This window comes from Haladaptatus sp. DYSN1, assembly GCF_029489995.1.
Taxonomy (GTDB): Archaea; Halobacteriota; Halobacteria; order Halobacteriales; family Halococcaceae; genus QDMS2.
Genome location: NZ_CP120470.1, coordinates 2,500,533 through 2,523,967, shown reverse-complemented (window position 1 = coordinate 2,523,967; position 23,435 = coordinate 2,500,533). Strand labels below are relative to the sequence as shown.

The following is a 23,435-nucleotide window of genomic DNA, read 5'->3' as shown; positions in this document are numbered from 1 at the left end:
TTACTTGTATTTCTTGAAGCCCATGCTTCGGGCAATCTCACGGAAGCACTGCCGGCAGAGCCAGATATCGTACTTGCTCACCAGGCCCTGCTTGCGACCGCATCGCTGGCACTGGTGGAGCTGGCCCGTTCGCTTCGTGGCGTGCTCGCCGAGTTCCTCGCTCATTTGTTCACCTCCACATCGTACGTCGATTCGAGGTACGCGATGGCGTCCTCGGCCGTCAGTCTGTGACCTGACGGAATCTGTCGGTTCACCTTGTCGCGCTTTGCGACGCGGTAGCCGGGACGGACGAGGTTGACGGTGACGTCAAGCCCGTAAATCCCGATGTTCGGGTCGTACTCCTGGCTCGGGAACTCGGTGTGTTCCGCGACCCCGAAGCTGAAGTTCCCGTTGTCGTCGAACTGGGTTTTCTTGAGGTCGACCAGCTTGAGCGCCGTCGTGAGGAACTCCGCTGCTTCGTCGTGGCGGAGCGTCACTTTCGCCCCGATTGGGTCACCCTCGCGGATGCCGAAGTCGGGGACCGTGCGCTTTGCGAGCGTCCGAACGCTCTCTTGGCCGGTCACGCTCTCTAAGATGTCCTCCGCGTTGGCGAGCTCGCGCCCACCGCGGCCGACGCCCATGTGGACGACGACCTTCTCGACGCGAGGCTGTCGCATCTCGTGGAATTCAGCTTCGCTCATTCGTCATCACCCGTGAAGTTCTCGTCGATGACGACGAGGTAGTCTTCGAGCGTTTCGAACGAGCCGTCTTCCTGTTCGACGACGACGTGGTTCGGAGCCGACGACGGCGAAATCTCGATGGACGCGAGCGTCCCGATTTCGCCAGCGTGCTGGCCCTTCGTCGCGGTCACGAGCGCACCCTCTTCGTAGACGAAGTGGACGACGACTTCCCCGTCGCTGTCGACGACGAGCGAGTCCTTCGTGCTGTAGCCAGGGTCCTCGTCGAAGAGGAGCGTCTGGCCGTTGTGCAGTGCGAGCTGCGTCTTGCCGCCCTGCACGGTGCGCTTGCCGGTAATCTTCCCGAGCTTCGAGTCGGCTGCGTCCGCGGAAATCGCGGACAGTGCGAGACGGCCACCCTCGTCTGGGAAGACGCGGTAGTACTCGTCGCGCTCGGTGAACGACAGGATGTCGAACATACCGATTGGCCGGCGTTCGTCGGTTACGTGCGTTCCATTTACCAGCACCGTGCCCTGGTTGAGCGCGTAGCGTGCTTCCTTCTTCGAGTCGACGTAGCCGAGCACGTCGCGAAGGATGATGAGCAGCGGCACGCCCTCTTCGCCGTGGGGGCCTGCGCCCGCTTTCACGGTGAAGACGGCGGTCTTGCGCTCGACCGGCCAGGACTTTGGCACTGAGAGTCGCTTCTGGTGTTTACTCATTGTCTGCCTCCAGGCGCGTCTCGCGCACGTCGTCTTCCAGGTTCAGCTCGGTCACGCGGACGTTGCTGGTGTCGAGTGCACGGGGGACCTCTTCGCCGTCTGCCTTCTCGATGGTGACACCCTCGACGTGGATGACGGCCTTCTTCAGGTCCACCTTGATGACTTCGCCTTCTTCGCCGGCGAAATCACCGCGCATGACCTCGACGATGTCGCCCACGTTGACGCGGACGTTTCGCTTGCCGTACTCCTCGCGGAGGTCGTCCGAGAGGGTCGCACGGACCTGGCGCTGACGCTCGTGCAGCGGTGCGCGCGCGGTCTGGTTTCGCTGTTTGGTTGGTTGTCGAGTCATACTATCATCGTAGCTGTGGAAGCGATGCTTCCGAAGCGTTCTGCGACCTCACGCCCGATTGGACCCTTGATTTCGGTCCCGCGTGGGTCTTCGTTCTCATCGACGATGACGGCGGCATTATCCTGGAACTTGACTCGCTGTCCGTCGGGACGGCGAATCGGTTTCCGCTGGCGGATAATGACGGCCTCGAGGACCTGCCGGCGCATTTCCGGGGTCCCCTTCGTCACGGAGACGGTCACCTTGTCCGCGAGCCCCGCTTTGGGGTGGCGGTTGATGGTGCCGGAGTAGCCGGCAACGCTGATGACCTTGAGTTCGCGTGCGCCCGTGTTGTCGGCACACGTGATAATCGAACCCTTCTCGAGTCCTTGCGTGATGTCAGCTTTGAGTGCTTTCATCAGGCATCGCCTCCTGTTGTCTCGACCACGACGTGTGCTTTCGTCTTCGAAAGCGGTCGTGTCTCTGCGATACGAACCGTGTCGCCGACCTCCAGACCCAGGCACTCAGGTGCGTGGGCCGGGATGCGCGAGCGTCGCTTCATGTACCGGTCGTATTTCGGTACTTTCACGTCGTACTCGCGTTCGACGATCACGGTTTTATCCATATCCGTCGAAGCTACTTTGCCTTCGAGGAGCTGGCCGCGCACGGACAGCGTGCCGTGGAACGGACAGTTCTCGTCAGCGCAGGTAGCTTCCGGTTCTGGTACGTTCAGTCCTAACGCCATTTGGAATCTCCTGTAGTTTCTGTGCGTAGAGCAGGGTGTGAGAGCAGTCGGGCCCCATCCACCGTAACGTAAGCCGCATCCTCGCCTGCTGGTTTGGATGCGGTCCCGGCCTCCTTGCGGTCGGCCGCAGCTTCATCTATGGGTCCGAATTCGAGTATCGAGGCCTGCTTGGGCACGTGCGTAACCCGAGACCCCACCTCGATGCGGAGCATCTGGGTGGTCTCACCGACGACACGCCCCGCTATCCCGACGAGGTCGGGGTTGGCGGCGGCAGCGACCCGCACGTGCAGGCCGATGAGTTCGTGTCGTGGGAGTGTCTCGGGTGTCAGCATTTCGTTATTCCTCGTCGAAGTCGCCTTCTTCCGCCTGAATCGTCTTGATTCGGGCGATCGTTCGGCGAAGTTCTGAAGTTCGACCGGGGTTCTCAGGCGCGCCACCGGCGGCCTGAATCGCGCGGTCGTTCAGCAGTTCGGTTTCGAGTTCTTCGAGTTCCGCCTCGCGCTCTGCGGGCGTCATGTCGCGAATCTCGTCTGTGTAGAGGATTGCCATTATGCTTCATCCTCCTCGTCTTCGTCGTCGGCTTCCATCTCGGAGAGCAGTTCCTCTGCTTCCTCCTCGACGGCTTCGTCGAGTTCTTCTTCGTCTTCGGCGGCTGCCTCCTCACCGTCTGGCGAGGTTGGGGCTTTGCCTTCTTCGTGCTCGACGTTCTCTTCGACGATTTCTTCCTCGGCGACCTCTGCGGCCTCCGCAGGCGTCTCGGCTTCGTCTTCGGGTTCCGCTTCCTCATCCTCGTCGGACTCGGCGAGCAGGTCCTCGACACCCTCGTCGTCGGTTTCGACTTCCGGCGCGTCTTCGACGTCGACGTCGTCGTAGATTTCGAAGTCGTCAGGCAGCTGGGCCTCTGGCGGGATGATTTTCACCGTCACGCCGATGGTCCCGAGCTTCATGACTGCGGTTGCCTGACCCTCGTCGACGATGGCCTCGGCGGGTTCACCGTTGTGCTTGATGTAGCCACGGTTGAACTTCTCCACGCGCGAGCGTGCGCCGGTGACCTTTCCGGACAGGACGATTTCGGCGCCGAGTGCGCCGGCGTCCATGATGCGGTCGATGGTCGTGTGACCGGCTTTCCGGAAGTACCAGCCGCGTTCGAGCGCGTTGGCGAGGCGGTCTGCGACGATCTGCGCGTTCAGGTCAGGTTCTTCGACTTCCTGGACGTCGATCTGTGGGTCTTCTAAGTTGAAGCGGTCTTCGAGCTGGCGGGTGACCTTTCGGATGTTCTTCCCGCCTTTCCCGATGACCATCCCGGGCTTCTCGGCCTTGAGGATGATCTGGGTGCCCATTGGCGTCTTGGCGACTTCCATGCCGCCGTAGCCGGCGCGAGCGAGTTCTTCGCCGAAGAACTCGTCGATCTGGGTGCGCTGGAGACCGTCTTCGATGAACTGGTGTTCGTCTGCCATCAGTTCTCGACCTCCTGGACGATGATTTCGACGTCAACCTGTGGGGTGTTCCACGAGGTGGCGCGGCCCATGGCACGCGGTTTGCGGCCTGGCACTTCGCCAACCTTGTGGGCGGCGATGTGGATAATCTCCATCGTGTCGCCGTCGAAGCCCTGGTTGCTTGCGTTCGCGGAGACGTTTTCGAGCAGGTCGAGGAAAGCCTTCGAGGCCTTCTCTGGGTAGCGACCTGCGTCCCAACCGTCGATGTCCGACCGGTGGCCGACGCCCGAATTGTGGGACTTAAACGGCACCGAGCGCTTGCCTTCGACGACCTGTGCGAGGTAGTCTTTGGCTGCGCCGACGGTCATGCCCTTGATTTCGCGGGCAATCTCCTTGCTGTGCTTGTGACTCATGTGACGCTCCCGAAGCATCGCTTTCGCCGTGGTGTCCGGGTCCGCGTCCACGCTGTAGCTGATTCCCATGGTTTACTTGAGGGGCACGAACTTCGAGGAACGGGTTGCCCCGATACCAGCCTGTCCGTGGGTAACCGACTTGCGCGTGAGCTGGAACTCGCCCAGATAGTGGCCGATCATCTCCGGCTCGATACGCACGCGCTCGAACGACTGTCCCGTGTAGACGGAGAACGTCTTGCCGACGAACGCCGGCAGGACAGGCATGTTGCGCAGGTGCGTTCGAATCGGGTTGTCGGCCGACTCTTGCGCGTCTCGGCTCGCCGCCTTCTCCATGAGCTTCTCCTGCTCGATGGACAGGCCGCGTTTGATACTTCGCCGCATCCGTGCGGGGAGCAGTTCCGCAACTTCTTCGAGCTCCATGTCCTGCAGCTCGTCGAGCGTGTGACCGCGGTAGGTGAACTCACCCTCACGGCCGGTACGGTAGTCAGAACTCATTTGGAACCTCGCTTTCTGCCAGTGCGTTTGGAGGCGATGTCACCGACCTTGCGGCCAGGTGGTGCATTCCGGGAGACGGACTTCGGTCGTCCCGGGTGCTGGCGGCCACCGCCACCGAATGGGTGGTCGACGGCGTTCATCGCAACACCACGGACGCGCGGCCACTTCGAGCCGCGTGCCTTCATCTTGTGGTACTTCTTCCCGGCTTTGACGACCGGTTTCTCGGTCCGGCCACCACCAGCGACCACGCCAATCGTGGCGCGACACTGTGGGTCCAGACGCTTGATTTCGCCACTTGGCAGTTTGACGACTGCGTTCTGGCGGTTGTGGGTGATGAGCAGCGCGCTCACGCCGGATGCGCGAGCGAACTTGCCACCGTCACCAGGCTGGCGCTCTACGTTGCACACCGGAATCCCCTCGGGGACTTCGGCGAGCGGGAGCGTGTTGCCCGGCTTGATTTCGGCACTGATGCCGACCTGGACGGTGTCGCCCACACCGACGCCTTCGGCGACGAGGATGAGACGCTGGTCGCCGTCTTCGAATTCGACGGCGGCGACCGGTGCGCTCCGTGCTGGGTCGTGTTCGATGTCGACGACCGTGCCGGAGATGACGTCTTTGTCCTCGGTTTTGCGGTGCGAGAGTTCTGCCTTGTATCGGTGCGACGGGGCCCGGAACGTGGGCGTGCCGCGACCGCGTCGTTGACCAAGAATTCTGCGTCCCATGGTTAGAACACCCCAATTCGAGAGGCGACTTCCTGGGCGTCGTCGTCCTCAGACAGCGACACCGTGGCCTTCTTCGTGCCGTCTGGGGTTACCTGCGTGTTGACGGAGGTGACGGACACGTCGAAGCGCGTTGAAATCTCCTCTTTGATTTCGTCTTTGCTTGCGTCGAGGTCGACGATGAACTGGAGCTTGTTGTCGAAGTCCATGGCGTTCATCGCTTTCTCCGTCACGTACGGGTACTTGATGAGGCTCATCGGTTTGCGACCTCCTCGAGCGCGCTTTCGGTCCAGATGGTGAGGCGGCCGGCCTGCGTGCCGGGTGCCAGGTCCTCTGCGGACAGGTTCGCCGCGGTTGCGACGTCGACACCGGCGAGGTTGCGGGCTGCCTTCGATGGCTCACCAGCCGTGACGAAGAGGATGGACTTTGGACGGCGGTACTTGCGACCGCGCATCTTCCCTTTGCCTGCGCGAACCTTGCGGTTGTCAGCGCGTTCGATGTCGGCGTCGACACCGAGGGCTTCGAGGAGTGAGACGACTTCCTTCGTCTTCACGAGGTCCTCGAACTCGTCTGCGACGACGAGTGGGAGCGCGACATCCTCGTCGAACTTGTGACCGCGCTCGGTCACGAGTTCTTTGTCGGTCGTCGCAGCGATGGCGCTGCGGACGGCGAGTTTGCGCTCTTTCTTGTTGATGCTCAGCGAGCGGTCCTTCTCGGGTTTCGGTGGGTGCGCTGGGCGACCACCGACGGCCTGTGGCACGCGACGCCCGACGCCGTTCTGGCGCGGAACGTGAGCCATGCCACGGCCACTCCCCATCGATTCTGCGGGCGTTCTCAGCCCGGCGTATGGGTCGGACCCGTAGTCCTGTTTCCGGTTTGCCTGGGCGGCGAGGACAGCGCGCTTGATGAGGTCGGGACGGAACTCCGTCTCGAACACCTCGGGAAGGTCAAGCGAACCGGCCTCAGAGCCGTCCAGACTGCGAATTGTTGCCTTCATTATCCTTGGTTCGATGCGGTGGAGACGTAGCGCACCTCAGGGTCGAGGCGCGGTCGGTCGTTCGGTCGGATGGCCGGTCGGAAGCGCAGGAGGCGCTTGTCCGGGCCCGGAAGCGAGCCCTTGACGAGCGCGTATGGGCCGTCGACTTCGCCGTAGCCGACGAAACCGCCGTCGACGCTGGCATCGTCGCCGTCACCGAGCGCGATGAGCCGTTTGTTCAGCTCGGTGCGCTGGTGGTACCCCATCTGACCCTGCTGTGGAACGGTCGAGCGAACGCGGCTCGGGTTCCATGGGCCGAGGTTACCGATGCGACGCCGCCATCCCTGGCGGGCGTGCTTGCCCTTGCGTTTCTGGACGCCCCAGCGCTTGACGGGACCCTGGGTACCCTTACCCTTGGTCACACCGCCAACGTCGAGGTACTCACCGGCGCGGAAGACGTCCGACATCTCGTGGACGCCGCCCTCGGCGATGAGCTCGAGTCCGTACTCGACGCGCTCTTCCATGGAGCCTCCGCCGATGCGGGATTCCATGACGTCGGGGCGCTTCTTCGGAATGCTCTTGATGTCGGAGGGGACCGTGTGCGTGATGACACGCAGGTCCGCAATCGTTCCGGCCTCAAGGGCTTCCTGCAGCTCTTCTTTGGCACTTTCATCTTGCTCGCTTGGGACGTCCAGGACGCGGGAGAGTTCCGGGTGGAACTCGTCGGTCCAGACCTCCGTCAGCGGACGCTTTCCGTACGGCGTTTGTTCGTAGGCTCGGAGCGCGACGGCGCGCATTGGCGGCGTCTCCACGATGGTGACGGGGACGGTTTCCTCCATCCCGTTGCGAGGCGATTCTGCCTCGTCGTTAATCATCACCACGTGGGTCATGCCGGCTTTGTAACCTGCGAAGCCCTGCAGTGCGGGCTGGCCGTCGTCGGATGGCCATGAGCCGAACCGCGGGACTTCACTGGCCGCGCGTTTCCGCGGCCCGTAGCCCAGCGAACCTTTGCGTGGTCTGCTTGGTTGTGGCATCGTATCACTCTTTGAGTGTCAGGCAGGCAAGCACGGCGAACAGAGCCTCTTCCGTTCGCACGGTCTTGCTACCTTGATTCGGGATCGCATTGAGCCAAAGGTCGAACCGGCTGGGGGCGCCTGGTTCGACACGCGGCGTAGCCGCGTCTGTGTCCCAGATCCCGCTCCGATGAGCGGCGATCTCAGCTTCCTCAACGCCGAGTATTTCCACAAGCCCTCTATCGGGCGACCCAAATACGATGGTCGCGCCATCTGTTTGGATGCGTCCGGCCAGCGCCCCGAGTCGCCCCACGGAGAGTTCCTCCCCGTGGCGCGAGGTTGCAATTCGGAGCCCGGCGTCCTCACGGCCGAGAGCTTCTGGGAGGTCCATGCGTTCGACGGCAAACCCGGGTGGGGCTTGGTCGACGATTTTCGCACGGACCGGACGTCGCGAAGAGATCCTGATGGTCACGCGCTCCCCCACATCGGGCGTCTCCATCGATGGAGGCACGATGAGGGAGATCGGGTGTTGCAGGCCGCAATTGACCCGAACGCGCCCGTCAGGTCCGACCTCGGTCACGATTCCCTGTCTTATCGACTCCGAATCGTCTGATTCGGAGCCGGTCTGTGTCGCGGTGCGAAGCGGGGGGAGAATGCCCGCATACTGCAACTCGTCTCGTTTCCCCCACGCCTCCTTGCGGAGGTAGGGGGGCGTTGCGGCGTACCGCAACACGGTCTCGACGAAGTCGCCTCCCCATCGATTCTCCCCTGCTTCGTCGGGGAAGATGGACACACGGTCCACGTTGAATATCGTGGCCGCGCGGGCGACGTAGCCGATTTTTCGAGTTGCCTCGCGTTTGTCCTCAGCCTCTCTGACGAGAGACGAGGGGACGAGGATGCTGACAGTCATACTGTCCGCATTCGCGCCTCGACACTAGACTGTGCCGATTGTACCGTATCCTGTGTTAAAAAGGCCTCGCTTCGTCTGTGGGCTTGTGAGGGCCTGACACTCACGTTTGTGAGACTTTCGAGGGGTCCGTGGTTCGCCCCGCCCTCACACGATTTCGTACCCGATTCGCAACTCTTTTATTCCATCCTCCTCCTCTATTCGAATGCAGTTGAACGCCCCAACAGGCACGCGCTGATAGTGTAGTGGTATCACGTGACCTTGCCATGGTCACAACCTGGGTTCAAATCCCAGTCAGCGCACTTCTACCGAGAACAAAACCGTGAGCGACGCAAGCGTCGCTCACACGTTCGTTCGAGGATGCAGGCGGTACACTGGTGATTTGAATCAGGGAGCGAGAGGTGAGCGAAGCGAACGGGAGCGACCGTGGTTCAAATCCCGAAGTGGTCTGCGACCGCTACGATGTTCGCGAAAACTCCGTTTTCGCTCACCTCCAATGCAGAGAAGCCGCATCGAGGCTCGCAATTCCGAAGGAATTGCTCACTTCCCGGCGAACAAGTTCGCCGACGTTCGTGAAAGCGCTGCTTTCACTCACTCCTAGTCAGCGCACTTCTTCAAATTCAAATCCCTCCCAACGAACCCTCACGCGTGAGCGTATTCGCTCGCGCGAGTCAAGATAACAATAAAGAGCCACGTCAGCCGAAGAAAAGCCCCACCCCGGGAAAAAGTCGCCTCAGTCGTCGTCGGCTTCCAGTGCGACTTCCTGTGGAATGCCGTCCACGGTCACGCCGCCGGTGAGTTGGCGGTACGGGTACGGCATGTCGATGCCTTCCTCGTCGAACCGTTCTTTGACGGCCTGGACGTATTCGGACCGCGTTTTCACGAAGTCGGCGCGGTTCGGGTTCTTAATCCAGAATCGGGACTGGAGACCGACGGCACTGTCGCCGAGTTCCGTGACGCGGACCGTCGTGCCGGGGTCGTCGAGGATGCTTTCGATTTTCTCGGCTTCTTCGATGATGATGTCCGTCGCCTGGTTAATGTCGTCCTCGTAGCCGATGCCGAAGACGAACTTCTGGCGGAGGGTGTCGAAGGCGACGGGGTTAATCAGTGGGTTGTTCGCGAGGTCGGCGTTCGGGACGGTGATGAGCTGGTTGTCGAACGTCTTGACGCGGGTGACGCGCAGGTCGATGTCCTGGACGCGACCGGCGTAGCCCTCCCACTCAATCCAGTCGCCGATTTCGAACGGCCGGTCTTTCAGGATGAACAGTCCGGCGACGAAGTTGCTGAGTAGGTCCTGTGCGGCGAACCCGAAGGCCAGCGCGAGCGCACCGCCGAGGGTGGCGAAGGCGGCGAGGAATGCGCCGAACCCGGCCACTGTGAACGCCACGGCGAGCGCGAAAAAGAGGGTGAGGACGCCGACCACCTTTTCCGCGAGGTTCGCGATGGTGTCGTCGAAGCCGCGTCTGTCCATCGCCCGGTTGGCGAGTGGCGCGAGGATGAATCTGCCGATGAGGTAGACGACGACGAACGCGAGGATGAACGCCGCTACTTTCCCGAACAGTTCGGTATATTCGGCGAATAATTCTCCTACTGTCGGAAACCCTGCTTGCAGTAGCATGAACGTGTATCCGTCGGCAAGGACGGAGACGGTAAAGTAGTTCCGGCCAGTTGTCACGTGGCTCAATCTTCGCGCGGCGACCACCATACTTCGACGCCGACGGTTCCGTCGCCGAGGTGGAGCGGCGAGCGTTCGGTGTCGGTCGTCACCGTGAGCGGCCGCGGGAAGGTGATTTGCTCGCCATCGACGGTGACGGTAATCTCCTCTACGTCCTCGCGTTCGAGGAGTTCCTCCAGTTCGGAGAGGCGTTCGGTGAGGGTCGAACGTTCGATATCCGACTGTTTTGCGAGTGGTTCAATGCCCCCGATGACGGGCTGGATGTTCACGTCTTTGCTCCGATTCGAGAGGACGGCGTTGATTGCCGCCCCGACGAGGATGACGAGACCGCTGAAGTAGAGCCACGTCAGGAGGATGATGATGCCCGCGACGACGCCGCCTTCGCCGTCGGTTCGGAACTCGGTGTAGAAGCGAAACAGCGTCTCGAACAGCGCGAGGCCGACGGCGGCAAAGGTGACGCCGGGCAAGACTTCTCGCACGGAGACGTCCGTGTCGGGGAAGATGTAGAACATGGGGAAGAAGGCGAGCGAGAGGCCGACGACGAGGATTCCTCGCTGGACGACCCACCGAACTGCGGGTGACCCAAACTCTGGCAGACTCGTCTCGACCCACCCGCCGACGAGCAGGGCGACGGCCACCGCTGCGAGGACGATGAGACCGTCGCTGAGCGAGTCAAAGAAGGTGTTCTCGGCCTCCGTCTCGTAGATGTCCGAGAAGGCGGTGTCGAGGCCGCGGAAGATGCGCAAGGTCCCCCAGATGAGCACGACGAGACCGAGGATGGAAACGCTCGTCGAAGCGCCTCCGGTCTGGAGTTCCTCGACGAGAATGTTTCCCGCGTTTTCGGTCAACACGGCTTGCATCAACCGCAGGAATCCGTCCTGAAGCGTCTGGTTACCGACCGTCGAGATGACGGCGGTGACGAGCAAGAGGAGCGGGAGCAGGGAGACGAAGGCGTGGTAGGCGATAGAGCCCGCCATAAACGTAATATTCTCCGTCCGAATCTCGTGGACGACGGCGCGGGCCACGGTGACCGGCCGGTCGAGGCGCGCGTTCATATCCACTACACGTCACCATCCCGGAAAAACACGACGGCGAGGACAACGACTTTGCCGCCTGCCCGAGGGGTTGTCACTATGACCGTCGTTGCACTTCTCAGCGTCGCACCCGTCAAAGAAGGAAGTATGGCGAGCGAAGTCGCCAAAGCCGTCGCCGCCCTCGACGACTTCGACGTCGAATACGAGACGAATCCGATGGGGACCGTCATCGAAACCGAGGACGTAGACGAACTGTTCGCTGCCGTCAAGGCGGCCCACAAGGCGGTTTCGGGCGACCGCGTGAGCACGTTCCTGAAGATAGACGACAAGCGGACGAAGACCCAGTCCGCCCGCGACAAAGTCGCTGCCGTAGAGCGTGAACTCGGCCACGACGCCCGCAGCGACCGGTAGCCGCGGGCCGCTCGCCGCAGTCTCGAACTGATAAACGGTTTATCCGGCCAGTCGTAACCTGTCTGCATGGAGAGTCTCAATCGGATGACCTTAGAGCTCGTAGACGAGGCGCTCGACTTCGCCGACGAACTGGCGATCGAGGCGTTCGAACTCGACAACGAGGCGACGGTCATCGACTTCGGCGTCGAGGCGCTCGGCGGCATCGAAGCCGGCCTGTTGCTCACGGAGATACAGACCGCGGGCCTCGCGACCGTCCAGACCCGGATGGACGAGGTCGCCGGCGCACCGATGCCCCACGTCGAACTGTCTACCGACCACCCGGCGTTCGCCCTGCTCTGCTCGCAAAAGGCAGGCTGGGAACTCGCCGTCGACGACTTCGAGGGCCTCGGCAGCGGCCCCGCCCGTGCGCTCGTCGCAGAGGAAGACGAGTTTAGCCGGATTGGCTACCGCGACGACTTCGACTTCGCGACCCTCGCCGTCGAATCCAATACGCTCCCGACTGAGGCCGTCGCAGAACAGGTCGCGGAGATGGCCGACGTCCCGACCAACGCCGTCTTCCTGCCGGCTTTCTCGACAGCGAGCATCACCGGCAGCGTCAGTATCGCCGCCCGTGCCGCGGAACTCGCCGCGTTCCGGCTGTCTGAACTCGGCTACGATCCGCTCTCTATCCTCTCGGTGAGCGCGAGCGCGCCGGTCGCGCCCGTCGCCGGGTCCGAGGAGGGGGCCATCGCCCGCACGAACGACGCGCTGGCCTACGGCGGCCGGGTCCACCTCGTCGTCGAAGACGAGTTCGACCGCTTCGACGAGATTGTCTCGACCGCGACCGACGAGTTCGGGACGCCTTTCGCGGAAATCTTCGAATCGGTGGACTGGGACTTCTACGAGGTTCCAGAGTCGCTGTTCGCCCCGGCACAGGTCACGGTTGACGTAGTCGGCGGGCCGACCCACGTCTTCGGGGACACTCACGACGACCTGCTCGCGGAGAGTTTCGAACTGTGAAGTTCAAGGTCGTCCCCGTGCCCCCGGAGTCGCTTGACTTCGTCGAGACCGCTCACCGCGCCGTACCGCTCGTCGCCGGGTCGGTGGACGACTGCTGTGCGCGGATGATGGCGAAGGCGAACGTCCCAGCACGCGACCAGGCCCGCGAGTGGCTCACCTTCCTGCAGGCACTCGGCCTTGCCAAGGAGGGTGACTCCGGCTTCTCCCGCGTCCGCAAGGACTACGACACGGAGACGCTCGCCGCCGCCTTCCGCGAGCGCGTCTTCGGCGCGGACGAACTGATCACCCTCCTCGAAGACGCAGACGGCGTGCTCACCCCACTCGAGGCGTTCGACCGCTTCGAGGACACCGTCCCGAACTGGGAGCGTCACCGCCACCCGGAAACCTGGGAAGACATCTGGGCGGAACGCGTCCGCCGACTGCTCGAATGGGCCGTCCTCCTCGACCTCGCCTCCTGGGCGGACGGTGGCTACCGAGCCTGAGCCTTTTACCTGTTGAGCGCGTTCGACAGAATGATGACTGCAGTCGACACGATTCTCTTCGATATCGACGACACCCTCTGTACCTATCGACGGTCTGCGGCCGAGATTCTCGACCACTCCTTCGACTCGACCGGCATCGACCCGTTCTTCACGGTCCAGGACTACTTCGCTCGCTTCCACGAGTTCACGGAAGCCGACACCATCGACGAACTGCGCGCGAACTGCTTCGCCGCCATCGCGACCGACGGTGGCTACGACGCCGACGTTGGTCGAAACGTCGCGGAGGCCTTTGCCGCCGAGCGCGACCACGGCGACGTGGTGTTTCTGCCGGGCGCACAGGAAGCCCTGGAGGCGCTGGCAGACCACCGCCTCGGCATCGTGACCAACGGGAGTCCGGACATGCAGACGCCGAAAATCGAGAGCCTCGGCATCGGCGACCACTTCGACGTGGTCGTCCACGCCGGGTACGACGGCCCTGCGAAACCGTCGCCCGACCCCTTTTATACGGCCTTAGACGCGCTCGATTCCGCTCCGGAACGGGCCGTCCACGTCGGCAACTCGCTCGAAGCGGACATTCCCGGCGCGCAGGCGGCGGGCGTCGGCGCAATCTGGGTGCCAGACCACACCGACGCGACACCGACCGACTACCAGCCGGATTACACGGTCGAGACGCTCCACGACCTTATCGACAGGCCATGGTCTGCCTGAGATGGCAGCACCCGTCTCCATCTGCGAACGTCTCCCCTCGGTAGACGAATTTCTCGCGCTCCGCGAAGCCGCGGACATGGCTCCGCGCTCTCGGGAAGCGGTCGAACGAGGCCTCCCCAACTCGGTGTTCGGCGTCGTCGCCGTCCACGACGAGACTGATGAAGTGGTCGGCATGGGACGCATCGTCGGCGACGACGGGTCGGTCTACCACATCTGCGATATGGCCGTCCAACCGGAGTTACAGGAGCAGGGCATCGGGTCGCGAATCATGGACGCGCTGATGGCATACATCGAAGAAACCGCCCCACCGAAGGCATACGTCAACCTCATGGCCGACGTGGACGGCTTCTACGAACGCTGGGGGTTCGAACGCACGGCCCCCGCCTCGAAGGGGATGTATCGGCGAACCGAATAGACGCGAGCTTTTTGGGACTCCTCGGTGAATGCTCAGGTCATGGCTCCCGCGGGAACTCTCTCCGATACGTACCTCGCCGCCATCCAGCACGACCTCGCGGAGCTTCCGCCCGAGTCCACGCTGGTCGGCGTCGTCAGAAAGCCGACGCGCTGGTTTTCCGGCGCGGTCGATGAGAACATCCCCGAACTCGGCCCGCCCGACGCACTGCTTTCGGAAACCAAAATCCGACAGGAGGACATGAAGATGCAGGGCTTCTGTGACGAGGAGGCGCACAACGCGGCGTGGGAGGACTGTGATTTCGAGGCGAACTACCGCGAACACCTCCAGTCGGGGGAGGCACAGGAGGCGATGGCTCGGCTGAGTGAACGTCTCGACGCGGGGGAAAACCTCGCGCTCGTCTGTTTCGAGAATACCCAAAAGAAGCGGTGTCACCGGACGATTCTCCGCGAAGAACTCGACGCGATTCGGTGATTACTCGACGACCTTCGTGACCGTCCCGACGCCCTTGCTCCGGCCCTCACGGAAGACGAATCGCTGGCCGACTTCGACGTGATACGGACGGAACTTGAAGCGGACGCGAGTCTTCCCGGTGTCGCCGGGGAGCAACTGCCCCTCGTTTGGCGTGAACGTCACCGTCTCGCTGATGGTCTCTAGGTGGATGACTGGTTCGTAGCCGTCGCCGATGCGCGTCGGGTGATTGAGCACCATCACCTCGGCTTCGAACTCGCGGACGGCGGTCGGGGCGGCGTCCCGTCGGACGAGCACCATCCCGCGCTGGATGTCTCCTTCTTTGACCCCCTTGAGCGCGATGCCGACGATTCGCCCGGCCTTCGCGTGGTCGACGCGATGGTAGTGCATCTCGATAGAGCGCACCTCCACCTCTCGATACGTTCCGTCTGCCATCGGCCCGAGCAGCAACTCGTCGCCCGCATCGACCGTCCCCGACCGGATGGTTCCCGAGGCGACGGGGCCGACGCCGACGACGTTGTACGAGCGGTCTACGTACATCGAGAAGTCACCCTCGCCGAAGGCTGTCTTCGGCAACTGTTCGAACATCCGGTCTAACAGGTCGAGGCCGGCCATCGTCACGGAACTCGTCCGCAGAATTGGGATGACCTGCGGGTTTATCTCCTCGATTGCGGCCTCGACGCCGTGGCGCGACACCGAGAGCGGCGTCTTTCCGGCCATGCGGAGCATTCGCTCGATTTCGTGTTCGACCTCGACGACGCGCTCGTCGCTCACGGCGTCGGCTTTCGTGATGGCGACGATGGTCGGGAGGTCCATCGCGAGCAGGACGCCGAGGTGTTCTTTCGTCGTCTTCGTGGGGCCGTCGTCCGCGGCGACGACGAGCAGGCCGTAGTCGAGTTTCTGCCCGACGAGGCCACGAATCGTCGTCCGGAGCCACGGTTCGTGCCCGACCGTGTCCACGAAGGAGACGAGGCGGTCTGCTCGCTCGACGATTTGGGCGCGTTCCTCCTTTCTGAACGGGTTGTGCATTCGGAGCGGCCCCTCGTCGGTGAAGCCGTAGACGCCGTAGGAGAGGTCAGCAGAGAGGCCGCGTTCGACTTCGTGTGGCTGGACGTCCAGATAGGCACGCGTGCCACCCTCGCCGTCGTCCGACTGGCCGGTGACGAGCGACCCGACGAGCGTGCTCTTGCCGTGGTCTACGTGGCCTGCCGTGCCGACAACGATGTGTTCGTCGTCGGTTTCGAGAACTGCGCCTTCGAGGATTGTGGCGACGCCGACGATGCCGCCGTTTATTCCCCAGGTCTGTACCGTCTCGATGTGCGCGCCTGCCTCTTCTGCCAGAAACGAGAGGACGTCCATCGACTCCGCGAATGCGTCGGGTTCTAAGCCCGCCAGCCCGCCGTCGTCGGTGACGCCAACGACGTACAGCGCCTCGCCGTCCCCCGAGAGGACGCGGTGGCGCAGTTGCGCCGCGAGGCTTTCGAGCCGGCCACCTGCCAGATGCAGGTCCTTGCTGAGCCGTTCTTTGAACTCGACGTTCCCATCCTCCTGTTCACCGCGTTTGAGCGCGCTTTCGAGGATGGCCCGGTCGGGGCTCATGCCCTCAGTTAGTTCACCGTCGAAGAAAAGTGTTGTCAGGTGTGTTAACAATAGTCATTCAAACCGATACCCGAGACACTGGCTTACACCCAGTTACGCGAGAATCTGGTCGATGGCTTCGAGAAAACCGTCGCCGTAGGCCCCGTCGGTGACCGAATCGGCCGCGGCCTTCGCCTTCTCGTCAGCGTTGGCCATGGCGAACGACCGGCCCACGACCTCGAACGTGGACACGTCGTTCTCAGAATCGCCGATTGCGACGAAGTCCTCGGGGTCGAGGCCGAGGTGGGCCGCCGCGACGGTGAGCGCCTTCCCCTTGCTCATCTCGGTGTCCTTTACGTGGTAGGCAAAGCCCGTATCGACCACTTCGAGGCCGTGTCGTTCGGCGATTTCGTAGAGTGGTTCTTTCGGCGAGTCGAGTGAGACGGCGACTTCCGTCTCCCGCCAGCGGTTGACGAAGTCCGGCTTCCCCCAGCCGAGGTCGTAGCCGGCTTCGACGTACTCGTCTGCGACGGCCTGTGCGCCCTCGCGGTCGCCGAGGTGTTCGAGCAAGCCTTCTGCGGCAACCACACCGCCGTTTTCGGCGATGACGCGAATCGGAATCCCGATGAAATCACAGAGGCCGACGGGGTACGGCAGGGCCTTCCCGGTCGCGATGACGACGGGGGCGTCCCACCCGCGAATGACGGGAAACACCCGTTCGTCGAGAGACCGGTCTGCGCGACTCAGCGTGCCGTCGATGTCGAGGACGAGCGGCGGAACCATACCGAAAACTGTGTGCCCAGCGGCTTACAGGTTTCCGCTTTCGCCGAAAAAGAAGCGGTGCTCAGTTCGCGCGGAAGGTACCGAGCGTCTCGAAGCTCGAGCCCTGTGGGCCGGTCCAGAGGACGGTGAGTTCCGTCCCTGCGCTCACGGCGTACTTCGTGGTGTGGGAGTCGCCCGCCTTGATGGCGCTACCCGAGGGCATCCAGAACTCGAACTGGTCGTAGCCCTCATCGTCTACGTACTCGAGATAGAGCACGTCGGTCACGTGGTCGCCACCCTGGTGGGTGACGGTGACCGTCCCGTCGGTGTTCTGTTCGTAACTAAACGAGACGGCCGGGACTTCCACGTCGCTTCCACTGGAGCCGTCGACGTAGCTGCCGCCGGAGCCGCCCATGAAGCCACCGTCGGTCTCCTCTAAGTCTTCCCAGAGCGATTTGGTGTCCACGTCCGTGGTCACGACGACTGCCCGTCCGTCCTTGCTCACGGTGATTTCCGCGGTGTTCTCCTCGAACTCCTCGGATTCCTCTTTCATGCGCTCGATGAGGGCTTCGACGTTTTCGGCGCTCGCGGCCTCTTCTTCGTCGTAGACGAGGACTATTTTGTTCTCGGTCGTCTCGCCGTTGATGGTCGCACCCCAGCCCATCGCCTCTAAGTCGTCGAGAACGGCCTTGATTTCCTTTTCCTCGTCTGGGACCCAGTCCTTGAGGAGGCTGACTTCGAGGTTGAGACCGATGGCCATCGTCGCGTCGCCGAGTTCCATCATCAGCGTCTTCGCGTTGTCGTTCGCGTCGTAGTACCGCTCTACGTCGCCCGCGTCGGACTGGACCATCTGCTTGATAGTCGTCTCTGCGCGCACGTCAGCGTCGAGGAGCATGCCGAGCAACAGGTTCTCGTCGCCGACGGCGAGGGTGCCGGACATGACTGCCTCAGACTCGCCGGACATCCCGTAGCCGTAGGGCGTCTCGTAACTGTAGAGCGTGTACCCCTCGTAGGTGGACTTTGCGAGTTCCTCACCCGAGTTTTCCATCTCGGCTTCGATTTCGTCGACGATGGCCTTGCCGTCGAACTTACCCGAGACGACCATCGACATGCCTCCGCGGCTGAAGTCGGTCTCCGCGTATCCGATTGCGGTGACGTGCTGCATCGCCTTGACGTCGACCGAGTCGATTTCGTTGTCGAGTTCTTCGAGTCCCTCGAACAGCTCTGGTGGAAGCTGTTCTTCGTTCTCGTAGAAACTCTGGACGTTGAGCGAGGCGAACAGGTGGTTATCGACGTTGAGGACTGCCTCTGGGTCGTATAACCACGTCGAATAGGATGGCGGACCTCCCGCATTCCCCCCAATGTCTTCGAGTTGCGTGCAACCTGCTAGAGAACCAATGGACGCGAGTGCGAATGTAGCTCCCCCGGCTTTCAAAAAGTTTCGTCGCGATGCCATACATGTCATTCATCTTCAGTTATTATATATTTATTCATTCTCCAAAAATTATATATATGGAATAGTAATGTGCGAGACTATTTAGCTTAATTTTTAGAGAGGCGTTCGTACGCGGCGGTCACCCGTTTGAACGCCTCTTCGCTGCCGCGCTCGGTGTCGGGATGGGTCTCCTTTACGCGTTTTCGGTAGGCCTGTTTCACGCTTGCTTCGTCTGCACCGGGTTCGAGGCCGAGCACACGGTAGGCGTCTGCGAGCGACTGTTGGTTGCGCGACGGCGGCCGTCCCACGCGCCCGCGGGTTTGCGCCCCCTGTCTTCTACCCTGTCTCGGTCCCTGCCACTGCTGGCGCGGGCCGGCACCGAAGCCACCGCGCTCCTGGCGCGGGGGGCGTCGCGCCGCGTTGGCCTGTCGGTGGACCTGCTCCTGGAGTTTCCCGGACGCGTGGAACCAGAGCAGATACGTCGTCGCACCGAACAGCGCCGCCGCCACGAGCATCGCGGGCGAGAAGACGAAACTGAGCACCAGAAACAGCACCGTCATGCCCGCGAAGACGGAGACGAGTCCGATGAGGAGCCGCGACTGTGTCACGCCTATGCATTCGGCCTACACGACCCTAAAGTTCTCGCCCATCACAGTCAAGTGGCGGGCTGTGGTAGGTTTACACATGTCCGTCTCCGGTACCTGCCAGATCTGTGGGGAGCGCGAAATCACGGACGACTGTGGCCGTTGTGGTCGACTCGTCTGTGACGTCCACTTCGACGAGTCGCTCGGGTACTGCACCGAGTGCGCCACGGAGGTTCGCGGCACGAAAGAACCGACGCCACAGCGTCAGCCTGACGACGACGACGATATCTTCCCGGACGAAGTCGAGAGACACCAGAGTTAGGGACGATATCGGTTCAACCGCTTTTTCAGCCGCTTTGCCGCCTCACCGGCGGCTTTGTCGAACGTTTCGCCCTCGCCAGCGAAGATAATACCCCGCGAGGAGTTTACGAGGCCGACGCCGTCTGCGAGGCCGAACTCGACCGCCGCCTCGGCGTCACCACCCTGTGCGCCCACGCCGGGGACGAGAAACGGAATGTCCGGAACCTGCTCGCGGACGGTTTCGAGTTCCTCCGGCGTCGTCGCCCCCACCACGAGGCCGACGTTTCCATTGGCGTTCCAGAGGTCGGCGAGGGCGGCCACGCGCTCGTAGAGTTTCTCGCCAGAGTCGAGCGTGAGGTTCTGTAAATCTGCTCCGCCGGGGTTCGAGGTGCGACAGAGGACGAACACGCCCTTTTCTGCCTGCGAGAGGAACGGTTCGAGCGTGTCGCGGCCCATGTAGGGGTTTACCGTGATGGCGTCTGCGTCGTCTAAGAGCTTCGCGTACTTTCGGGCAGTGTTCCCGATGTCGCCGCGTTTCGCGTCCAAGAGGACGGGGACGTCCTTCCCGTGTGCGTACGCGATGGTCTCTTTGAGTGCCAACCACCCGTCGCGGTCCTCGTAGAACGCCGCGTTCGGCTTATACGCGACGGCGTGTTCGTGCGTCGCGTCGATGATGCGCCGGTTGAACGCCCACCGGGGCAGGTCGTACTCCTGAAGGTGGTCGGGGATGCGGTCTGCGTCCGCGTCGAGTCCCACGCACACGACGCTGTCCTTGGATTCGATGCCCCGGGCAACCCAGTCGAAGAAGGCCTCGGTCATAGAATAGGGTCGTTCGGGGGGCTTTACCAGTGTATCCCTTCGCGGCAGATTCAACTGTGTGGCCCGCTTTCACTCGTATATGATACGCGCGGTCGGGTTCGACCTCGACTATACCCTCGCCGTTCCGGAACGCGACCGACAGACGCTGCTTCACGAGGCCGCAGCGGCCGTCGATGCTCCCCAACTCTCTCGGCAGGCCTATCTGGACGCCCACCGACGCAACCTCTCGAACGAGACGCGCGAACCCATCTTCGCAGACCTCCTCGCCGACCACGAAACGCAGGTTTCGCCCGCCGACCTCTCTGCGGCCTACCGGAACGCAATCAATAACGCGCTCGTCCCGGTGTCGGGTGCGAAGCGGCTGGTCGATACCCTCCGGAAATCCTACCGCGTCGGTCTCCTCACCGACGGCCCCATCGTCGCCCAGCAGGCGAAACTGGAACGGCTCGGCTGGCAGAACCTCTTCGACGCGACGATCATCAGCGGGGCGCTTCCCGCTGGCAAACCCGACGGGCGCGCCTTCCGCGCGCTGCTCGCTGAACTCGACGCGGAACCGGCGGAGACCGTCTACATCGGTGACCATCCCGACCTCGACGTGCAGGGCGCGAAGGATATGGCAATGTACGCGGTCCACGTCGTCGGCCCCGACGAGGAGCCATCTCCCGTCGCAGACGCGGTCATCGACCGCGCCGACCTGGTCGAGACGCTGCCGAAAGTGCTGAAATCGTTCTAATCAGGCCTCGACGGCCGCGGCGAACACGTCGAGAATCCATTTGACTTGCGCCCCGTCCTCGATGAAAACCAGTGCTTTCGGCGGTTCGGTCGCCTTCGGGCGCACGCGAAGGTTCGCTTCGTCCGCACTCGCCACAACCGCGTCCAGTCCAACCTCGAATTCGACGTGTGCCCGGTCGGGGTGGACGAACACCCGGGCGATGCGCTCGCCGTCGCGTTCGACGTCGTACGCCCGGGCGAGGTCCGAGAGCGGTCGCAGGTCGGCTGCGGCTACTGCGTTCGTCACCACGAGCGGGCCGAGGGGGCCCTGTTCGTGCCCCTCCAGTTCCGAGGCGAGCAACTGCGCGAGGCGGATGCCGTCTGTCTCGCGTTCTTTGACCATGGTTCGTCCACGTCGCGGGGCGGTTTATGCCTTCAGAGTTCTCCCAGCGCCGCCTTCGCTTCCGCGTCCACGGCGACGCCTCGGCGGTGGGCGAAGAGGACGGCCGCCGTCTCGATTGTCACGCCCAGCTCCCGCTGGAGTTCGTTGACCGCGGCGACGGCTTCCTGTTTACTGTGACCGTCCGCGATGAGGCGGTCTAATATCTTCTCGAAGGTAGACCGCTCTTGAAGGAGACTCGCGTCGGGGGCGAAGTTATCGGGAATCGTCACGTCGTCCGGGTCGAACTCACAGATGAGCGTGCCGTCGTCACGGCTGAGCAGGCCCTGGCTCACGGCGATGTCCACGAGCCGTTTCGCCTGGTCAGGAGAGAACCAGTCGCGGTCGAGCGAGAGGGCGACGACGAACTCGCTCTCTGCGAGTTTGCGCTTTCCTTTCGTGCGAAACGGTGCGGCGGCGGCTACCCGGAGACTCATCGTTTGTGACGACTTTCACGCGCCGGCGTAAGTTTGCCGGTGTCCACCGGTCGCGCGGGCCAAACGCGGGCCAGGCGAGCGTAGCGGTGCGAGTCGTGCGATTCAAGTACTCCGTTTGCCATTGATTGGATATGAAAGACCAGGGACGCTCCATGCGCAAACGCACGGGTGGGCGACGTCGCCCGTTCCGTAACAAGAAAAAGCACGAACTCGGCCGCCAGCCGACCGAGACGCACGTCGGCGAGCCGAAGTTCCGCGTGGTCGAAGGCCGCGGGAACACCGAAAAGCTTCGCGCCATCGCGACGAACGCCGTCACCATCGCGAAGGGCGACGGCTCCTCCGTCTCCGCGACCATCCAGAACGTCAAAGAAAACAACTCCGACCCGAACTACGCCCGTCGTAACATCATCACGAAGGGCGCAATCCTCGTCACGAACGAGGGCGAAGTCCGCGTCACCTCCCGTCCCGGTCAGGACGGACAGGTAAACGGCGTCATCGTCGAATAACCGCTCGAATTTCTCTTCACTTTCCGTTCGTCGAGCGACAGCCCTCTTACGGGCGCGGGGCCGCCTTCTGCAACGCCGTCTCCGCGATATTGCCGCCGTAGTCGGCACTCCGCGAAAGTGAGTCGACGATGAGGCCGAGCAACTGGGCGCGTTGTGGGTTCAGGTCGCGGATGAGGTTGTCCACGTTTCGGGTCTGCTCGTCGATGTCGCCGATTTGCTCGCTCGCGTCGTTCGCGAGGCGGGTGGCGCGTTCTGGGTCCTCTTCGAGGAGTGCGTCCATCGCCATCTCGACGATGGTCGCCGCGTCCTCGTAGAGCGTCTGAATCGCGCTCGCGGACTCCTCGGGAATCTCACCGAGTTCGAGCGTGATGTTCGCGATTTTCGAGGCGTGGTCCGCGATGCGTTCGAGCTGTCGGGCGCTCGAATGGTAATCGAACGTCGTCTCCCGGGGGAGGCCGATTTCCGTGGCGGCCGTCGGATTTCGCAGTGCAGAGCGGAAGACGCGAGAAATCATGAACCAGAGGCGGTCGACGTCGTCGTCACGCTCCATCACGTCGCGGGCGAGGTCGTCGTCGTTTTCGACGAGGGCGACGACGGCGTCTTTGAGCATCGTGAGGGCCACGAGCCGCATACGCGTGATGGCGTTTAGCACCGAGAGCTCTGCAGAGTCGAGGAGGTCCTGGAGAACCACGCGGTCTGCTGTCTCCTCTATCACTTCGAGGCCGACGAGTCCCTGCGTGGCCTGCCGGATGGCCCGGCGCTGTTCTGCCGTGACCCGAGAGGTTTCGAGCGTGATGATGTCGAACCCGCTTACGTACATCGTGACGATGGCGCGCATGAGTTCGTCGCCTTTGAGTCCGACGATGTCGAGGGTTCCCTCGATGTGGGTCGAGTCGTCGTTCGGCGTGAGAACCAGCGAATCGTCTTCTTTGAAGAACGCAACTTCGCTGCCGGCTTTGATTCCATTGTCCGTCGCCCACGACTTGGGAAGCGAGACGGTGAATGTCGAGCCTCCTGTGATTTGCACCTTCCGCGTTTCCATATACACCCTCTTATCCATCCCGGTGCACAATAAATCGTCCTATCTCTACATATCTCAACGAATTTCTCCTTTCATCTCTCCGATACTCGAATACTGGCAGATAATTCAATCCGTGTAATAGTTGTAATTTGATTCTACGGAGAGTTTTCGGTCAGAACCTGAGGCTTGGCGATATTTGTAACCCACCCACGGTGACCGTAAACATTCTAAAACCCGTGAGTACCAC

The 23,435-nt window shown here is 62.5% G+C and carries 35 protein-coding genes and 1 tRNA gene; 10 read left to right on the top strand and 26 right to left on the bottom strand.

The genetic code is table 11. The features are described 5' to 3' along the window. From P0648_RS13690 to P0648_RS13615, 16 genes are read right to left on the bottom strand one after another with little or no spacing between them, the layout of a single operon-like run. Positions 1–165 (bottom strand): 30S ribosomal protein S14, encoded by a 165-nt coding sequence (locus P0648_RS13690; RefSeq protein WP_276246710.1) that lies wholly within the window; start codon positions 163–165, stop codon positions 1–3. Further along, positions 162–680, bottom strand: a complete 519-nt coding sequence (locus P0648_RS13685; RefSeq protein WP_276246711.1) for a 50S ribosomal protein L5 — start codon at positions 678–680, stop codon at positions 162–164. Before P0648_RS13685 ends, P0648_RS13690 begins: the two co-directional genes overlap by 4 nt. Beyond that, positions 677–1,375: a 30S ribosomal protein S4e gene (locus P0648_RS13680; protein WP_276246712.1), complete on the bottom strand. Its 699-nt coding sequence runs from the start codon at positions 1,373–1,375 to the stop codon at positions 677–679. Before P0648_RS13680 ends, P0648_RS13685 begins: the two co-directional genes overlap by 4 nt. Further along, positions 1,368–1,724 carry a 50S ribosomal protein L24 gene (gene rplX, locus P0648_RS13675; protein WP_277504340.1) on the bottom strand — a complete coding sequence of 119 codons (357 nt, stop codon included), beginning with the start codon at positions 1,722–1,724 and terminating at the stop codon, positions 1,368–1,370. Before rplX ends, P0648_RS13680 begins: the two co-directional genes overlap by 8 nt. Then, positions 1,721–2,119 carry a 50S ribosomal protein L14 gene (locus P0648_RS13670; protein WP_276246714.1) on the bottom strand — a complete coding sequence of 133 codons (399 nt, stop codon included), beginning with the start codon at positions 2,117–2,119 and terminating at the stop codon, positions 1,721–1,723. Before P0648_RS13670 ends, rplX begins: the two co-directional genes overlap by 4 nt. Then, positions 2,119–2,445: a 30S ribosomal protein S17 gene (locus P0648_RS13665; protein ID WP_276246715.1), complete on the bottom strand. Its 327-nt coding sequence runs from the start codon at positions 2,443–2,445 to the stop codon at positions 2,119–2,121. The genes P0648_RS13670 and P0648_RS13665 overlap by 1 nt, the downstream gene beginning before the upstream one ends. After that, positions 2,436–2,777: a ribonuclease P protein component 1 gene (locus P0648_RS13660; protein ID WP_276246716.1), complete on the bottom strand. Its 342-nt coding sequence runs from the start codon at positions 2,775–2,777 to the stop codon at positions 2,436–2,438. The genes P0648_RS13665 and P0648_RS13660 overlap by 10 nt, the downstream gene beginning before the upstream one ends. Positions 2,778–2,781: 4 nt before the next feature. Further along, entirely contained in the window at positions 2,782–2,994 is a 213-nt protein-coding gene (gene rpmC, locus P0648_RS13655) for a 50S ribosomal protein L29 (protein WP_276246717.1), read from the bottom strand. After that, the gene (locus tag P0648_RS13650; RefSeq protein ID WP_276246718.1) at positions 2,994–3,902 is read right to left on the bottom strand and encodes a 30S ribosomal protein S3; all 909 of its coding nucleotides are present in this window, start codon (positions 3,900–3,902) and stop codon (positions 2,994–2,996) included. The genes rpmC and P0648_RS13650 overlap by 1 nt, the downstream gene beginning before the upstream one ends. Continuing rightward, positions 3,902–4,363 carry a 50S ribosomal protein L22 gene (locus tag P0648_RS13645; protein WP_277504335.1) on the bottom strand — a complete coding sequence of 154 codons (462 nt, stop codon included), beginning with the start codon at positions 4,361–4,363 and terminating at the stop codon, positions 3,902–3,904. The genes P0648_RS13650 and P0648_RS13645 overlap by 1 nt, the downstream gene beginning before the upstream one ends. 3 nt (positions 4,364–4,366) lie before the next feature. Beyond that, the gene (locus P0648_RS13640) at positions 4,367–4,789 is read right to left on the bottom strand and encodes a 30S ribosomal protein S19 (RefSeq protein WP_276246720.1); all 423 of its coding nucleotides are present in this window, start codon (positions 4,787–4,789) and stop codon (positions 4,367–4,369) included. Beyond that, positions 4,786–5,511, bottom strand: coding sequence for a 50S ribosomal protein L2 (locus P0648_RS13635; protein ID WP_276246721.1), 726 nt, complete (start codon positions 5,509–5,511; stop codon positions 4,786–4,788). Before P0648_RS13635 ends, P0648_RS13640 begins: the two co-directional genes overlap by 4 nt. A gap of 2 nt (positions 5,512–5,513) precedes the next feature. Next, positions 5,514–5,765, bottom strand: coding sequence for a 50S ribosomal protein L23 (locus P0648_RS13630; protein ID WP_276246722.1), 252 nt, complete (start codon positions 5,763–5,765; stop codon positions 5,514–5,516). After that, positions 5,762–6,505 carry a 50S ribosomal protein L4 gene (rpl4p, locus tag P0648_RS13625; RefSeq protein ID WP_277504333.1) on the bottom strand — a complete coding sequence of 248 codons (744 nt, stop codon included), beginning with the start codon at positions 6,503–6,505 and terminating at the stop codon, positions 5,762–5,764. The genes P0648_RS13630 and rpl4p overlap by 4 nt, the downstream gene beginning before the upstream one ends. Then, complete coding sequence (locus P0648_RS13620; protein WP_277504330.1) at positions 6,505–7,518, bottom strand: 50S ribosomal protein L3; 1,014 nt, start codon at positions 7,516–7,518, stop codon at positions 6,505–6,507. Before P0648_RS13620 ends, rpl4p begins: the two co-directional genes overlap by 1 nt. A gap of 4 nt (positions 7,519–7,522) precedes the next feature. Continuing rightward, on the bottom strand, positions 7,523–8,407 hold the full coding sequence (locus P0648_RS13615; protein ID WP_276246725.1) for an RNA methyltransferase: 885 nt from the start codon (positions 8,405–8,407) through the stop codon (positions 7,523–7,525). A gap of 228 nt (positions 8,408–8,635) precedes the next feature. On the opposite strand from P0648_RS13615, the gene P0648_RS13610 reads away from it, so the two are divergent. After that, positions 8,636–8,706 (top strand) — tRNA-Gly (locus P0648_RS13610). Between the two features lie 431 nt (positions 8,707–9,137). Here the strand turns inward: P0648_RS13610 and P0648_RS13605 are convergent. Both P0648_RS13605 and P0648_RS13600 read right to left on the bottom strand, forming a co-directional pair. Further along, complete coding sequence (locus tag P0648_RS13605) at positions 9,138–10,079, bottom strand: mechanosensitive ion channel family protein (RefSeq protein WP_276246726.1); 942 nt, start codon at positions 10,077–10,079, stop codon at positions 9,138–9,140. Between the two features lie 5 nt (positions 10,080–10,084). Beyond that, entirely contained in the window at positions 10,085–11,134 is a 1,050-nt protein-coding gene (locus P0648_RS13600; protein ID WP_276246727.1) for a YihY/virulence factor BrkB family protein, read from the bottom strand. A gap of 78 nt (positions 11,135–11,212) precedes the next feature. Between P0648_RS13600 and P0648_RS13595 the strand changes: the two genes are divergently transcribed. The 6 genes from P0648_RS13595 to P0648_RS13570 all read left to right on the top strand — a co-directional run bounded on the left by P0648_RS13595 (position 11,213) and on the right by P0648_RS13570 (position 14,599). Beyond that, on the top strand, positions 11,213–11,524 hold the full coding sequence (locus tag P0648_RS13595; protein WP_276246728.1) for an MTH1187 family thiamine-binding protein: 312 nt from the start codon (positions 11,213–11,215) through the stop codon (positions 11,522–11,524). 66 nt (positions 11,525–11,590) lie between these two features. Further along, a complete protein-coding gene (gene mch, locus P0648_RS13590; protein ID WP_277504325.1) occupies positions 11,591–12,523 on the top strand; it encodes a methenyltetrahydromethanopterin cyclohydrolase in 933 nt (310 codons plus the stop codon). Beyond that, complete coding sequence (locus tag P0648_RS13585; RefSeq protein WP_277504323.1) at positions 12,520–13,005, top strand: hypothetical protein; 486 nt, start codon at positions 12,520–12,522, stop codon at positions 13,003–13,005. The genes mch and P0648_RS13585 overlap by 4 nt, the downstream gene beginning before the upstream one ends. Positions 13,006–13,038: 33 nt before the next feature. Then, the gene (locus P0648_RS13580; RefSeq protein WP_276246731.1) at positions 13,039–13,713 is read left to right on the top strand and encodes an HAD family hydrolase; all 675 of its coding nucleotides are present in this window, start codon (positions 13,039–13,041) and stop codon (positions 13,711–13,713) included. A 1-nt stretch (position 13,714) separates the two neighbouring features. After that, positions 13,715–14,128 (top strand): GNAT family N-acetyltransferase, encoded by a 414-nt coding sequence (locus P0648_RS13575; protein WP_277504322.1) that lies wholly within the window; start codon positions 13,715–13,717, stop codon positions 14,126–14,128. A gap of 39 nt (positions 14,129–14,167) precedes the next feature. Further along, a complete protein-coding gene (locus P0648_RS13570; RefSeq protein WP_277504320.1) occupies positions 14,168–14,599 on the top strand; it encodes a DUF488 family protein in 432 nt (143 codons plus the stop codon). On the opposite strand, the gene P0648_RS13565 is transcribed toward P0648_RS13570, so the two are convergent. The 4 genes from P0648_RS13565 to P0648_RS13550 all read right to left on the bottom strand — a co-directional run bounded on the left by P0648_RS13565 (position 14,600) and on the right by P0648_RS13550 (position 18,979). Beyond that, positions 14,600–16,195: a GTPBP1 family GTP-binding protein gene (locus P0648_RS13565; RefSeq protein ID WP_276246734.1), complete on the bottom strand. Its 1,596-nt coding sequence runs from the start codon at positions 16,193–16,195 to the stop codon at positions 14,600–14,602. Between the two features lie 93 nt (positions 16,196–16,288). Beyond that, entirely contained in the window at positions 16,289–16,957 is a 669-nt protein-coding gene (locus P0648_RS13560; protein WP_277504319.1) for a phosphoglycolate phosphatase, read from the bottom strand. A gap of 61 nt (positions 16,958–17,018) precedes the next feature. Continuing rightward, the gene (locus tag P0648_RS13555; protein ID WP_277504318.1) at positions 17,019–18,392 is read right to left on the bottom strand and encodes a twin-arginine translocation signal domain-containing protein; all 1,374 of its coding nucleotides are present in this window, start codon (positions 18,390–18,392) and stop codon (positions 17,019–17,021) included. An 86-nt stretch (positions 18,393–18,478) separates the two neighbouring features. Then, positions 18,479–18,979, bottom strand: coding sequence for a J domain-containing protein (locus P0648_RS13550; RefSeq protein WP_276246737.1), 501 nt, complete (start codon positions 18,977–18,979; stop codon positions 18,479–18,481). Between the two features lie 76 nt (positions 18,980–19,055). On the opposite strand from P0648_RS13550, the gene P0648_RS13545 reads away from it, so the two are divergent. Continuing rightward, a complete protein-coding gene (locus tag P0648_RS13545; RefSeq protein ID WP_277504317.1) occupies positions 19,056–19,277 on the top strand; it encodes a hypothetical protein in 222 nt (73 codons plus the stop codon). Here P0648_RS13545 and pyrF read toward each other — a convergent pair. Next, positions 19,274–20,074 (bottom strand): orotidine-5'-phosphate decarboxylase, encoded by an 801-nt coding sequence (gene pyrF / locus P0648_RS13540; protein ID WP_277504316.1) that lies wholly within the window; start codon positions 20,072–20,074, stop codon positions 19,274–19,276. The genes P0648_RS13545 and pyrF overlap by 4 nt on opposite strands. A 79-nt stretch (positions 20,075–20,153) precedes the next feature. Between pyrF and P0648_RS13535 the strand changes: the two genes are divergently transcribed. Then, complete coding sequence (locus tag P0648_RS13535; protein ID WP_277504315.1) at positions 20,154–20,807, top strand: HAD family hydrolase; 654 nt, start codon at positions 20,154–20,156, stop codon at positions 20,805–20,807. Here P0648_RS13535 and P0648_RS13530 read toward each other — a convergent pair whose 3' ends face one another. Continuing rightward, entirely contained in the window at positions 20,808–21,188 is a 381-nt protein-coding gene (locus P0648_RS13530; RefSeq protein ID WP_277504314.1) for a hypothetical protein, read from the bottom strand. Positions 21,189–21,220: 32 nt separating this feature from the next. Beyond that, positions 21,221–21,661, bottom strand: a complete 441-nt coding sequence (locus P0648_RS13525) for a DUF2240 family protein (protein WP_277504313.1) — start codon at positions 21,659–21,661, stop codon at positions 21,221–21,223. Positions 21,662–21,792: 131 nt separating this feature from the next. On the opposite strand from P0648_RS13525, the gene P0648_RS13520 reads away from it, so the two are divergent. Further along, positions 21,793–22,167, top strand: a complete 375-nt coding sequence (locus P0648_RS13520; protein WP_276246743.1) for a 30S ribosomal protein S8e — start codon at positions 21,793–21,795, stop codon at positions 22,165–22,167. Positions 22,168–22,213: 46 nt separating this feature from the next. Here P0648_RS13520 and P0648_RS13515 read toward each other — a convergent pair whose 3' ends face one another. Next, a complete protein-coding gene (locus P0648_RS13515) occupies positions 22,214–23,209 on the bottom strand; it encodes a phosphate uptake regulator PhoU (protein WP_276246744.1) in 996 nt (331 codons plus the stop codon). Positions 23,210–23,435: the final 226 nt, after the last annotated feature.